The sequence below is a fragment of the Clostridium brassicae genome, assembly GCF_026738875.1.
GTDB lineage: Bacteria > Bacillota > Clostridia > Clostridiales > Clostridiaceae > Clostridium_H > Clostridium_H brassicae.
The window spans coordinates 26,313-39,203 of record NZ_JAPQFJ010000015.1 but is presented as its reverse complement, the minus strand read 5'-3'; the positions used below and the strand labels follow the sequence as shown (position 1 = coordinate 39,203).

Sequence of the window (12,891 nt, the reverse complement as noted above, 5' to 3'; positions counted from 1 at the left end):
GATTTATGTTCAAATCAGGATTTGTTACTATAATAGGAAGACCCAATGTAGGAAAATCTACATTAACCAATAAAATAATTGGAGAAAAGTTATCAATTGTATCATGTAGACCACAAACTACAAGAAATAATATAAAATCGGTTTTAACTAAGGAGGATTATCAGCTTGTTTTTGTTGATACACCTGGTATTCATAAACCTAGACACAGATTAGGCGAATATATGGTAAAAGTTGCGGAAGAATCTGTTAGAGAAGTAGACTTAATATTATTTATGACAACTCCTCAAGAGGAGATAGGAAAAGGTGATTTAAAAATACTTGAAGGATTAAAAGATACTAAAAAGCCTGTATTTTTAATAATAAATAAAACAGACGAAAATCCTCCGGAGCTAGTTGCTAAAGCCCTTGAAAAGTATTCAGGTTATATGGAATTTACTGAAATAGTACCTATTTCTGCTAAAAAAAGTAAAAACATAGAGACATTAATAGATTTAATGGTAAAATATATACCAGAGGGACCTAAATATTATCCTGATGATATGATTACGGATCAGCAAGAAAGATTTATAATTTCGGAAATTGTAAGAGAAAAAGCACTAAAATTATTATCTGAAGAAGTGCCACATGGTATAGCTGTTGAAATATTAACTATGAAACAAAATAATAATGGTAATTATCATATTGATGTAAATCTACTTTGCGAAAAAGATTCTCACAAGGGTATAATTATTGGTAAGGGAGGACAAATGTTGAAAAGAATATCTACATATGCTAGACAGGATATGGAAAAATTCTTAGAAAGCAAAGTCAATCTTAAAATATGGGTTAAAGTTAAAAAAGATTGGAGAGATAGTCAATTTATGTTAAAGGAACTTGGATATAAAGATCAAAGATAAATAAAATAACATAATTATTAAAGACTAGATAAGAGATATAAAAAATATTTAATCACGCTGAAATGATATAAATTACATATTAAGAAAAAATTTACAAATTAATCTATTATTTATTTGGTAAAATAGGTTATAATATAAATAATAGGTGATTCAAATATTGTTTATGTAATTTTAAGATGGTTTGAACAGGAGATGGTATTCTGTCGGTATTTAAGAGTAGAGGAGTAGTGCTAAAAACTCAAGATTACAAGGAAAATGATAAGCTACTGTGGCTTTTTTGTGAAAAGTTAGGTAAGGTTTCTGCAATAGCAAGAGGAGCTAAAAAAGGAAAAAGTAAATTTTTATCTTCTACTCAACAATTTTGTTTTGGAGAATACGTACTTTATAGAGGCAAGAATTTATTTACTGTAAATGAGGTTGAGATAATAGATTCTTTTCAAGATATATTAAAAGATATAGATTCTATAACTTTTGCTTCTTATTTTTGTGAACTAATATTAATTGGACTACAAGAGGAAGAAAGTAACAGGGATTTATTCAAAGATTTTGTAAAGGCTCTATATCTCCTAAAGAGTAAAGCTGTGGATTTGGAAATTTTAGCGAGAAGTTTTGAATTAAAAATTTTGAAAGCTACTGGATATGGATTTAACTTTGATAAGTGTAGCTTATGTGGGAATAAATTAAGTACATCAAATTATATAAGCTTTCAATATAATGGTGGTGTGTGTGTTGAATGTAATAAGACCAATGGAATAAACATAAGCTATCCAGCGTATAATATTTTAAGATTTTTAAATAGGATACCTATTGAAAATATAAGTAGGGTTTCAGCATCTCAAGAATTAAAAAATGAAATCCATAAAGTCTTAGATATATTTATTTCTCAAAACTATTCAAAAAAACCTAAAAGCTTAGAATTTTACAATTATTTAAGAAGGAGTGAATGTAATGAATGATATATCTTTAGAAAAAATTGATATTGTAAGAGAAAGAACAGGTGTAAGTTATACTGAAGCAAAAGAGGCTTTGGAAGCATGTAGTGGAGATGTAGTTGAGGCATTAATTTATATAGAAAAAAACCAAAAAAATAAATATAACTTAAAAGATGATATATATACTACCAAAGAAGAATTTATAGCATGGCTTAAAGAAACTATAAAAAAAGGTAATGTTAATAGAATAATTATAAAAAAAGATGCAAAAGTACTTGCTGATATACCTGTTAATGCTGGAGTAGCTGCTGGGGTGCTTGCTCTTGCAATTCCTTCACTTGCAGTACTTGGAATGTTAACTGCTGTTATTACTAAAATTAGTGTTGAAATAATTAAAAGTGATGGTTCTGTAGAAGTAGTAAATAAGATTATAAAGAATAAAGCACAAGATATGAAGGAAAAAATTGATGACTTTACAAATGAAGTAAAAGAAAAATTTGATAATAAGGGTGAAAAAACTGCTAATAAAGATGACAGTGATAATGTATATCAATATACTGTAACTTTTGAAGAAGTTGACGAAGATAAAGAAAAGAATAATGACGGCAGATAATACTGTCGTTTTTATTTTTAAAGTATGGATTTTGAAAAGAAGTATAGCACATAGTTTATTTGTATAGCACATATTTAAAATGAAAATATAGCATATAATTCTTAATTAATAAGAATTAAGTAAAACATATACGGAAAAAAATTTAATAAGCGTAAGAAAATCGAAGAAAAATACATCACATATATAAATAATTAAACATAATGAGTATCACATACGGATAAGTGCTATACTATTTCTTTGAAATACGTGATATAATATGTTTGTTATTGCGAGGGAGGTTGGAAACAATTAATTTATCATCTAGACAAAAAGAAATTATTGAATTGGTAAAAAAAAATGGACCAATTACTAGTGAACAATTAGCAAGCAAAATAGGACTCACAAGAGCTGCCTTAAGACCAGACTTAGCTATTCTTACAATGACTGAAATATTAGAGGCTAGACCAAAAGTAGGGTATATTTATGCTAACAAGACAACATCAGGATTATTTAATGATTACCTAAAGAAAATTAAAATAAAAGATGTGATGTCAAAACCTATTACTGTGGATGAACAAACAACTGTATATAATGCTATAGTAAATTTATTTTTAAATGATGTAGGAACTATCTTTGTTGAAAATAAAGGATGTTTAGTTGGTGCTGTATCGAGAAAAGATTTCTTAAAGACTGCTATAGGTGGAACTGATATAAACAAAGTACCTATAGGAATTATTATGACAAGAATGCCTAATATAGTATACGTAGAATCACAAGATTCAGTTTATACAGCAGCAAAAAAAATTATTGATAGAGAAGTTGACAGTCTTCCAGTTGTTGAAAAAACTTCCGAGGAAAATGAAGAAAAAATTAAAGTAATAGGTAAACTTTCAAAAACAAACATAACACGTCTTTTTGTCAAAATGATTGAAAATGATTAAGTTAACTTAACCGAGGCAACTCGGTAAGTACTAATAATAGACAAATATTAAAAGGGGATGTTTAGTATGGAGAAAAAGTATGTTTACCTATTTAGTGAAGGTAATGCTAGTATGAGGAACCTATTAGGTGGAAAGGGAGCAAATTTAGCTGAAATGACAAACATAGGAATACCTGTTCCACAAGGTTTTACTATAACTACAGAAGCCTGCACTAAATATTATGAAGATGGTGAAATTATTGTTGACGAAATTATTCAACAAATCAACAATGCTTTGAAAAACACAGAAGAAATTACAGGTAAAAAATTTGGAGACAAGCAAAATCCTCTTCTTGTTTCAGTAAGATCAGGTGCAAGAGTTTCTATGCCTGGTATGATGGATACTATACTAAACTTAGGATTAAATGATGAGTCAGTAAAAGGAGTTGCAGAACTTACTCAAAATGAGAGATTTGCATATGATTCCTACAGAAGATTTATTCAAATGTTCTCAGATGTAGCTATGGGACTTGATAAAAGAAAATTTGAAAACATTTTAGATGAAATTAAAGATGAAAAAAATTATGAATATGATACAGATTTAACTACTGATGATTTAAAAGAAGTTGTTGAAAGATATAAAGAAATATACGTTAAGGAAATGGGAAGTAGTTTCCCTCAGGATCCAAAAGAACAGTTAATGGAATCTGTAAAAGCTGTATTTAGATCATGGAATAATCCAAGAGCAATAGTTTATAGAAGATTAAACGATATATCATCTAGTTGGGGAACAGCAGTAAATGTTCAATCAATGGTATTTGGTAATATGGGAAACACTTCAGGAACAGGTGTTGCATTTACTAGGAATCCAGCTAATGGAAAAAATGAAATATTCGGAGAATATTTAATAAATGCTCAAGGAGAGGATGTAGTTGCTGGTATCAGAACACCACAACCTATATCAAAATTAAAAGAAGAGTTACCAAAGTGCTTTGATGAATTTATGAGTATAGCTAAGAAACTAGAAGCACATTATAGAGATATGCAAGATATGGAGTTCACAATAGAACAAGGTAAATTATATTTCTTACAAACAAGAAACGGAAAAAGGACAGCCCCAGCTGCATTGAAAATCGCAGTAGATTTGGTTGAAGAAGGCGTTTTGACTAAAAAGGAAGCTTTATTAAAAGTTGAGCCTAAACAATTAGATTCATTACTTCATCCTGCATTTGATGAAAATGAGTTAAAGAAAGCAAATCCTATTGCTAAAGGATTACCAGCTTCTCCAGGAGCAGCATGCGGTAGAATTTATTTTACAGCTCAAGAAGCAAAATCTCATCATGAAAAAGGTGAGAAAGTAATATTAGTTAGATTAGAAACTTCACCAGAAGATATTGAGGGAATGGTTGCTGCAGAAGGTATACTTACAGTAAGAGGAGGCATGACTTCTCATGCTGCAGTTGTAGCAAGAGGAATGGGAACTTGTTGTGTAGCAGGATGTGGAGAAATAAAAGTAAATGAAGAAGAAAGAAAATTCACAGTAAATGGAAATGCATATCAAGAAGGAGATTACATATCTCTTGATGGAAGTACAGGAAATGTATATGGATTTGCTATAAAAACGGTAGCCCCTGAGATAACAGGATATTTTGGGATTTTTATGAAATGGGCTGATGAAACAAGAAAATTAAAAGTAAGAACTAATGCTGATACTCCAAGAGATGCTGAGCAAGCTGTTAGATTTGGAGCAGAAGGAATAGGACTATGTAGAACAGAGCATATGTTCTTTAATGAAGATAGAATACCAGCAGTTAGAGAAATGATAGTTTCAGAAAATGAAGAGCAAAGAAGAAAAGCATTAGAAAAATTGCTTCCAATGCAAAGAGAAGATTTTATTGGAATATACAAGGCTATGGAAGGTAGACCTGTTACAATAAGATTCTTAGATCCACCACTACATGAATTTTTACCAACTGAAGAAGAAGATATAAAGGAACTTTCAGAAGAGATGGGAATAAGCTATGAAGAGTTGAATTCTACTATTCAAAGTTTACATGAGTTTAACCCTATGATGGGTCATAGAGGATGTCGTTTAACAGTATCATATCCAGAAATTGCTGAAATGCAAACAAGAGCTATTATAGAAGCTGCTATAAGTGTTAAAAAAGAAAAAGGATATGATATAGTTCCAGAAATAATGATTCCATTAGTAGGTGAAAGAAAAGAATTAAAGTATGTAAAAGATACTGTAGTTAGAATAGCAGATGAGATAATAGCAGATGAAGGAATTCATATGGACTATAAAGTTGGAACTATGATAGAAATTCCAAGAGCTGCTCTAACAGCAGATGAAATAGCTAAAGAAGCTGATTTCTTCTCTTTTGGAACTAATGATTTAACACAAATGACATTTGGTTTTTCAAGAGATGATGCGGGTAAATTCTTAAATGATTACTATGAAAGAAGTGTTTATGAATTTGATCCATTCCAAAAATTAGATCAAAATGGTGTAGGTAAGCTTGTTGAGATGGCTACTACATTAGGAAGAGGCGCAAGAAAAGATCTTAAAGTAGGGATTTGTGGAGAGCATGGAGGAGATCCTTCTTCTGTAGAATTCTTCCATAATACAGGACTTGACTATGTTTCATGTTCACCATTTAGAGTGCCATTAGCAAGACTTGCTGCAGCTCAATCCCAAATTAATAACCCAAGGAAATAAAATAAAAAAATGTCTCAACTAATTAGTTGGGACATTTTCATTTATATAGTTATTAAATTCATCATTGAACTTTATTTGAGAATCAAAAGATTTACAGGAGCTATATAGTATATCTCTAAAGGCTTTTTTATTACATTTTCTTATATTGCGATAATAGTCTTTAGAAATTTTCCAATATTTTTGAGGAAAAGTTAAATAGCCTAATAAGTAATAATACTCATCTATATTGAGTGGACGTATCTTTTCATAAGATTTAAGACATAAAATAGCGGTATCAATATCCCAACAGGTTTTTTCTCTTTTTAGAAGACGTCTAAAGAAATAAGATAAATCATAGGCTACATAATCCATTCTGCATTTATCAAAATCTATAATCCATATATTTGAGTTAGAGTCAAAAATTAGATTTTTATTCACATAATCCATATGACATAGAGATACTGTTAAATTATTAGGATTGACTCTACTTAATGCTTCTACAGATTTTTTAGCAAGATAAATAGCCTTATTAAAATTTTTTAAGTATATTTTTGAAAAGTTATCTTTGTATTTAAAAGCCATATTTGAATGTATAAGAAGTTGTTGAAAGTGTTTGTTTATAGATTCATATAAGTTGTTACATCCTTTTCTAGAAGAACTTCCATTTATAGGGGTGAAATTATTACATTTATTATGGAATGTTGCTAGAGTGGAACAGCTTTTATCTAAATTTAAAGTTAAATCATAATTACATTTTTCTCCTTCAATCCAAGGAGTTAAAATAAACAGCATTCCTTCGTATTCAACAAATCTTCCATTATATTTATTAGGTAAAATTCTAGGTACATTTAAACTGTGTCTATATAACCACTCTATAGCTGAATATACAAATAATAGATCTTCTTTTCCAAAGTAAACTTTTTTTAGGCAGTATTCTTTATTGCTATGTTCTATTCTATAAACGGCTCTTTGTTTATCAGTATCTTTAAATTTTATGGGTTCAATTTTGGCTCCTTCCAAATTATAATGAGGAAGAACACATTTTTTTACGTTTTCTTCTGAAAGCAAATTTAAATTATATGATTTAGCCGCATTAGGCATAATAGTCCTCCTTAAATAAGATCTCATTATAAACATATTAAAAAAGATATTAGAATATACATTTTAGTTGTAAAAAGGAATTTTATATTATTGTATAGAAATAATAATTACTGAGAAGAGGATATTTATTTTACTAGTTATATAATAAATTACTAATAGGTTAAATCATTGAATATTTTTTCAAAGATATGGAAAAATATATGTATACATAAAATAAAAAAAAATGAAGGAAATTTGTATTTTATAAAGAATATATACTATATAGTAAGTAAAATTTTAAAAAAGATAGAAGGAGAAAAGACTTTTTTGTCGAATACGTATAAGGTTAGCAAAAAATTAATAAGTGGGTGGTAATGCTTCATTGATAAGTGAAGAGGTAATTCAAAAAATCAAAGAACAAAATGATATAGTAGATATTATATCTGAAAGTGTTCAGCTTAAAAGAGCAGGAAGAAATTTTACAGGCCTTTGTCCATTTCATCATGAAAAAACACCATCTTTTAGTGTCTCTCCTGATAAACAGATATACAAGTGCTTTGGATGTGGTGAGGCAGGAAATGTAATTACATTCATTATGAAAACAAAAAATATTTCTTTTGTGGAAACTTTAAAATATCTTGCAGAGAGAGCTAATATAGATGTTAATTTTGGGGATAAGACAAAAGTAGAAAATAACAAGCATAAAAAAATATATAAAATTAATGTAGATGCAGCTAGATACTATTTTGCTTGTCTTCAAAATGATAAAAAAGTTATTGAGTACTTTATAGGCAGAGGTATAAAAAACAGTACAATAAGACGGTTTGGCTTAGGATATGCGCCAAAGGGTTGGAGTAATATAACCAATTATTTAAAAAAGAAAGGATATTCTGAACTAGATCTTTTAAATGCAGGATTAATAACTAAAGGGAAAAATAATTCTTATTATGATAGATTTAGAGAAAGAGTTATGTTTCCTGTTTTTGATTATAAAGGAAGAGTGATAGGGTTTGGAGGAAGAGTTTTAGACGACTCAAAGCCTAAATATTTAAATTCTCCTGAAACAGAAGTTTTTAAAAAAGGAACAAATCTTTATGGATTAAATTTTGCTAATAGGGATTTAAAAGACAGGACATTAATTATTGTAGAAGGATATATGGATTGTATATCTTTACATCAATATGGGATAACTAATGTTGTGGCTTCATTAGGTACGGCACTTACATCCCAACAAGCTAAATTATTAAAAAGATATGCAGATAGAGTAATAATATCCTATGATTCAGATAGTGCAGGCAAAAATGCAACTATAAGGGGACTAGATATATTGAGAAAAGAAGGCTTTGATTTAAAAGTACTTTCAGTTCCTCAAGGAAAAGATCCAGATGAGTTTGTTAGAAATAATGGCAAGGATGCTTTCCTTCAACTTATAGATAAAGCTATGCCTTTTATTGACTATAGAATAGAACGTGCAAAAGAAGGGTTAAATTTAAAAAATGGAGAAATGTTGGCTGCTTATATAAAAAAAGTGTGTAATATAGTTTCTGAACTAGATCCAATTACTATGGATGTTTACATAAAGAAGGTATCAGAAGAAACTGGAGTTAATGAACAAGCGATTTATGATTCTTTATCCAATAAAAATCAAAGAAATGTAAAAAATTCACAAAACATGTATAGTGAGAGTGCTTTTAGACAAAAATTATATTTAGAGCCTGGTTTTATAAAGGCAGAGAGAAATTTACTGAAAACTATGCTTCAAAGCATTGATGCTTATAGATATGTAAAGGAAAATATTGAGGAAGAAGAATTAATCTTAGATAGTCATAAAAAAATATTTAATTTAATTATTGAAACTAAAAATAATAAAACTGAAAATGATGAAATATATATAGAAGCTAGATGTAATGACATTGAAAGTTCTAAAGAATGGACTAAGATTGTGCAAAGTAGTCTTGTAGATAGTGATAATTATAAAGAATTAATAAATGATTATATGAGAGAAATTAAAAAATATAAGCTAGAGGAGTCGAAAAAAGAAGTTATGAACAAAATAAAACTATGCGAAGAAAAAGGCCTTTTTGAGGAGTCTTTACAACTTGTAAAACAATTCCAAGAAATTGAAGAGGATATAATGAAAATTACAAATAACGAAAGGAGGTAATAAAATGGCAGAGAAGAACAGTAAGAAAACAGCTAGTAAAAACAACGTAAAAGATCAAAATGAAAAGATGAAGATAATAAAGAATCTTATTGATAAAGGCAAAAAAAATGGAAGTTTAACATATCAAGAAATAATGGATGAATTAGAACATGTGGAGTTAAGTCCTGAACAAATAGAGAAAGTATACAATGTACTTGAATCTATGGATATAGAAGTAATAGGTGATATGAAACAGATTGAGGAAGAGGAAGAAGAAATTGATTTAAGTGTACCAGAAGGTATATCAATAGATGATCCTGTAAGAATGTATCTAAAAGAAATAGGTAAAGTGCCTCTTTTATCTCCAGAAGAAGAAATTGAATTAGCTCAAAGAATAGAAGAAGGAAGTATGATTGCTAAGAAGAAATTAGCAGAAGCTAATCTTAGATTAGTTGTAAGTATTGCTAAGAGATATGTAGGAAGAGGAATGCTTTTTCTTGACCTTATTCAAGAAGGAAATTTAGGCCTTATAAAAGCTGTAGAAAAGTTTGATTATAGAAAAGGGTATAAGTTTAGTACTTATGCTACATGGTGGATAAGGCAGGCAATAACTAGAGCTATAGCAGACCAAGCTAGAACTATAAGAATCCCTGTTCATATGGTTGAAACAATAAACAAACTTATTAGAGTTTCAAGACAACTTTTACAAGAATTGGGCCGTGAACCTCAACCAGAAGAAATAGCAAAGATTATGGAAATGCCTGTAGATAAAGTAAGAGAAATAATGAAGATAGCTCAGGAACCGGTATCTTTAGAAACTCCTATCGGGGAAGAGGAAGATAGTCACTTAGGGGATTTTATTCCAGATGATGAAGCACCTGCACCAGCAGAAGCAGCTGCATTCACAATGCTAAAAGAACAATTGATAAATGTTTTAGATACATTGACACCAAGAGAAGAAAAAGTTTTAAGACTTAGATTTGGTTTGGATGATGGTAGAGCGAGAACTTTAGAGGAAGTCGGAAAAGAATTCAATGTAACTAGAGAAAGAATAAGACAAATAGAAGCAAAAGCTTTAAGAAAGTTAAGACATCCAAGCAGAAGCAAGAAACTTAAGGATTACTTGGATTAAGGTAAAGGTATATTATTGTAAAAGAAAGAGTAAAGTTTAACTTTGCTCTTTTTTTATGATATAATAACTTAAAAGGGGGTGATGGGATGCAAATATATAAGAATAAAAAGGGTACAGGACCTTTAATTATATTTTCTTATATAGTATTAGTGAACATAGTTACTTTTGTATTGATGAAGTTGATAGATACATATACAATAATATCTTTGATAAAAATATTTTTAAGTATATTTAATATATATGAATTGTATTATTTTATTTTAACATTAACAGTAACATATATAATTGATGAAGATTCTATACATATTAAAGGAATTTGGGGATTGAAAGATCTCAGTATTTCTTTTGAGACTTTGCAAGGTTATAAAACTTCAAAGGGCTTGATTAAGGGAGTTAAATTATCAGGTGTTGGTAAAAATAGTTTTGCACTTGGAAGAGTTGTAATAGATAAAATAGGTACTACTAGAATGTTTGTTACCAATAGTCAAGAGGTAATATATTTAAGAACCGAAGAAATAAATTATGCTATTTCACCAGAAGATATTGAGAAACTGAAAAAAACTTTAGAGGAAAAAAATATCGAATATTTGGATTGGGAGCATAAACCTAACAAAGACATAAACCTTCATAAGCAAAAAAGATTTATGATACCTTTTATATTGGTTAGTGCTATAATAGTAGCATCTATAATAATGCCTCTAATATTATATTTAAAGCAGATGTTTCCGGCAGAAATGCCTATAAGTTTCAATTCTAAGTTTCAAGCTGTAAAGATGGGTACTGGTAAGCAATTTGCCTTTAAGCAGATGACATATGGTGCATTAAATATGGGTATTTTATTCTGTATGTATTATGCAGCTCATTTTCATGTGAAATATGATAAGAAAACAGCTTATAGGTATATATATTTCTCTCTTATAACATCATTAGCTTTCTTTTTAATGCAGATTAAAACATTAATTGATTATTTATAGGAGAAATTACATGAACATAAGTGATAGACTAAAAACAATCGGAAGTATGGTAGATAAGTGTGAAGTTATATGTGATGTAGGTACTGATCATGCTTATTTACCTATATATTTAATAAAAAAAGGAGTGTGCAATAGAGCTATTGCATCTGATATAAATAAAGGACCTGTAGATAAGGCAAAGCACAATGTAAAAAGAGAAGGGCTTTATGATAAAATCTCCTGTAGATTAGGGGGAGGGTTAACAACTGTAAAGCCTTTTGAAGCAGAAGGTGCAATAATTGCTGGAATGGGTGGAAATCTCATTAGAGATATAATAGAAGAAAGTAAAACTGTATTTGAGAGTTTTAAGTTTTTAATTCTTCAGCCTGTTCAAAATCCAGAAGTATTAAGACAATATATTTATGAAGCTGGTTATGATATAATTAATGAGGAATTATGCTTTGATGAAGGAAAATACTACGAAATAATAAAGATAAAGTATGATAATAAGCCTTTAGAATTAGATCATATATATTATGAGGTAAGTGAGAAATTAATAGATAAAAAACATCCTCTTATAAGGGAATATATTGAATTTAAATTAGATAAATATAAGAGTATACTAAAATATTTAAATGAAAATACAGAACCAGCTAAAAAGAGAAAAGATGAAGTAGAATATAAAATAAGTAAGTTGGAGGAATTTTTAAAATGCCTTTAAAAGTTAGAGATGTTGTAAAATTTATGGAGGATATAGCACCAGTAAATCTTAAAGAAAGTTATGATAACGTTGGTCTTATGGTAGGCGATAAGGATGAAGAGATAACATCTATTTTAGTAGCATTAGATTGCACGTTAGATGTGATAGAGGAGGCGAAAGATAAAAATTGCAGCCTTATTTTGACGCATCATCCACTATTATTCAGAAAACCTTCTTCTATAACAACAGAAACTCTTATTGGGAAAAAAATAATTCAGCTTATTAAAAATAACATTAATCTTTATTCAAGTCATACAAATTTAGACTCTGTTAAAGATGGAATAAATGATATATTAGTTAAAATATTAGGATTTAAAAGTTTTAAAACTATAGAACTTGCACCTAATAGGGAATATAATGATAGCATAAGTGGCATAGGTAGAATCGTGGAGTTAGAGAAATATATAACTTTAGAAGAATTATGTTGTAAGATAAAAGAGGACTTAAACATTTCTTATGTTAGGTACTCTGGGGAAGAATCTAAGGTTATAAAGAAGATAGCTATAATAAATGGAAGTGGCCAAGATTATTTTGATAAAGCTAAAAAGGCACATGTTGATTGTATAATTACAGGCGATACAAGTTACCACTATGTTAGTGATTATAGTGAAGAAGGTATGGCCTTAATAGATGCTGGCCATTTTGGAACAGAGTGGCCATGTATGAAATTTGTTGCTATGGAATTAGAAAATAGAATAAAAAATATGGGCTTTAATAATTCTGTTATTATGTCTAACAGGATTAGAGACCCATACAAGTTAAAATAGAAATGAGATGTAATGCTTA

At 29.1% G+C, this 12,891-nt stretch carries 11 protein-coding genes; 10 read left to right on the top strand and 1 reads right to left on the bottom strand.

All coding sequences use genetic code 11. From position 1 onward, the window contains the following. Positions 1 to 5: 5 nt before the first annotated feature. The 5 genes from era to ppdK all read left to right on the top strand — a co-directional run bounded on the left by era (position 6) and on the right by ppdK (position 6,058). A complete protein-coding gene (gene era / locus OW729_RS13825) occupies positions 6 to 896 on the top strand; it encodes a GTPase Era (protein ID WP_268062128.1) in 891 nt (296 codons plus the stop codon). 200 nt (positions 897 to 1,096) lie between these two features. Further along, positions 1,097 to 1,852 carry a DNA repair protein RecO gene (recO, locus tag OW729_RS13820; protein ID WP_268062201.1) on the top strand — a complete coding sequence of 252 codons (756 nt, stop codon included), beginning with the start codon at positions 1,097 to 1,099 and terminating at the stop codon, positions 1,850 to 1,852. Then, positions 1,845 to 2,441 carry a DUF4342 domain-containing protein gene (locus tag OW729_RS13815; RefSeq protein ID WP_268062127.1) on the top strand — a complete coding sequence of 199 codons (597 nt, stop codon included), beginning with the start codon at positions 1,845 to 1,847 and terminating at the stop codon, positions 2,439 to 2,441. Before recO ends, OW729_RS13815 begins: the two co-directional genes overlap by 8 nt. 278 nt (positions 2,442 to 2,719) lie before the next feature. After that, positions 2,720 to 3,361, top strand: a complete 642-nt coding sequence (locus tag OW729_RS13810) for a helix-turn-helix transcriptional regulator (protein ID WP_268062126.1) — start codon at positions 2,720 to 2,722, stop codon at positions 3,359 to 3,361. A 66-nt stretch (positions 3,362 to 3,427) separates the two neighbouring features. After that, entirely contained in the window at positions 3,428 to 6,058 is a 2,631-nt protein-coding gene (ppdK, locus tag OW729_RS13805; RefSeq protein ID WP_268062125.1) for a pyruvate, phosphate dikinase, read from the top strand. An 18-nt stretch (positions 6,059 to 6,076) separates the two neighbouring features. Here ppdK and OW729_RS13800 read toward each other — a convergent pair whose 3' ends face one another. Then, the gene (locus tag OW729_RS13800) at positions 6,077 to 7,138 is read right to left on the bottom strand and encodes a CotS family spore coat protein (protein ID WP_268062124.1); all 1,062 of its coding nucleotides are present in this window, start codon (positions 7,136 to 7,138) and stop codon (positions 6,077 to 6,079) included. A gap of 361 nt (positions 7,139 to 7,499) precedes the next feature. Between OW729_RS13800 and dnaG the strand changes: the two genes are divergently transcribed. From dnaG to OW729_RS13775, 5 genes are all read left to right on the top strand, one after another. Continuing rightward, on the top strand, positions 7,500 to 9,281 hold the full coding sequence (dnaG, locus tag OW729_RS13795; protein ID WP_268062123.1) for a DNA primase: 1,782 nt from the start codon (positions 7,500 to 7,502) through the stop codon (positions 9,279 to 9,281). Between the two features lie 4 nt (positions 9,282 to 9,285). Further along, positions 9,286 to 10,392, top strand: a complete 1,107-nt coding sequence (gene rpoD, locus OW729_RS13790) for an RNA polymerase sigma factor RpoD (protein WP_268062122.1) — start codon at positions 9,286 to 9,288, stop codon at positions 10,390 to 10,392. A gap of 86 nt (positions 10,393 to 10,478) precedes the next feature. Next, positions 10,479 to 11,366 carry a PH domain-containing protein gene (locus tag OW729_RS13785; protein WP_268062121.1) on the top strand — a complete coding sequence of 296 codons (888 nt, stop codon included), beginning with the start codon at positions 10,479 to 10,481 and terminating at the stop codon, positions 11,364 to 11,366. A gap of 10 nt (positions 11,367 to 11,376) precedes the next feature. Next, positions 11,377 to 12,066, top strand: coding sequence for a tRNA (adenine(22)-N(1))-methyltransferase (locus tag OW729_RS13780; RefSeq protein WP_268062120.1), 690 nt, complete (start codon positions 11,377 to 11,379; stop codon positions 12,064 to 12,066). Further along, the gene (locus OW729_RS13775) at positions 12,057 to 12,872 is read left to right on the top strand and encodes a Nif3-like dinuclear metal center hexameric protein (RefSeq protein WP_268062119.1); all 816 of its coding nucleotides are present in this window, start codon (positions 12,057 to 12,059) and stop codon (positions 12,870 to 12,872) included. The genes OW729_RS13780 and OW729_RS13775 overlap by 10 nt, the downstream gene beginning before the upstream one ends. The last annotated feature ends 19 nt before the right edge of the window (positions 12,873 to 12,891 follow it).

What these genes read in the sequence shown, in the direction of transcription:
- era (WP_268062128.1), top strand. Translation starts at nt 6, where the DNA reads ATGTTCAAATCAGGATTTGTTACTATAATAGGAAGACCCAATGTAGGA.
- OW729_RS13815 (WP_268062127.1), top strand. Translation starts at nt 1,845, where the DNA reads ATGAATGATATATCTTTAGAAAAAATTGATATTGTAAGAGAAAGAACA.
- ppdK (WP_268062125.1), top strand. Translation starts at nt 3,428, where the DNA reads ATGGAGAAAAAGTATGTTTACCTATTTAGTGAAGGTAATGCTAGTATG.
- OW729_RS13800 (WP_268062124.1), bottom strand. Translation starts at nt 7,138, where the DNA reads ATGCCTAATGCGGCTAAATCATATAATTTAAATTTGCTTTCAGAAGAA.
- rpoD (WP_268062122.1), top strand. Translation starts at nt 9,286, where the DNA reads ATGGCAGAGAAGAACAGTAAGAAAACAGCTAGTAAAAACAACGTAAAA.
- OW729_RS13785 (WP_268062121.1), top strand. Translation starts at nt 10,479, where the DNA reads ATGCAAATATATAAGAATAAAAAGGGTACAGGACCTTTAATTATATTT.
- OW729_RS13780 (WP_268062120.1), top strand. Translation starts at nt 11,377, where the DNA reads ATGAACATAAGTGATAGACTAAAAACAATCGGAAGTATGGTAGATAAG.
- OW729_RS13775 (WP_268062119.1), top strand. Translation starts at nt 12,057, where the DNA reads ATGCCTTTAAAAGTTAGAGATGTTGTAAAATTTATGGAGGATATAGCA.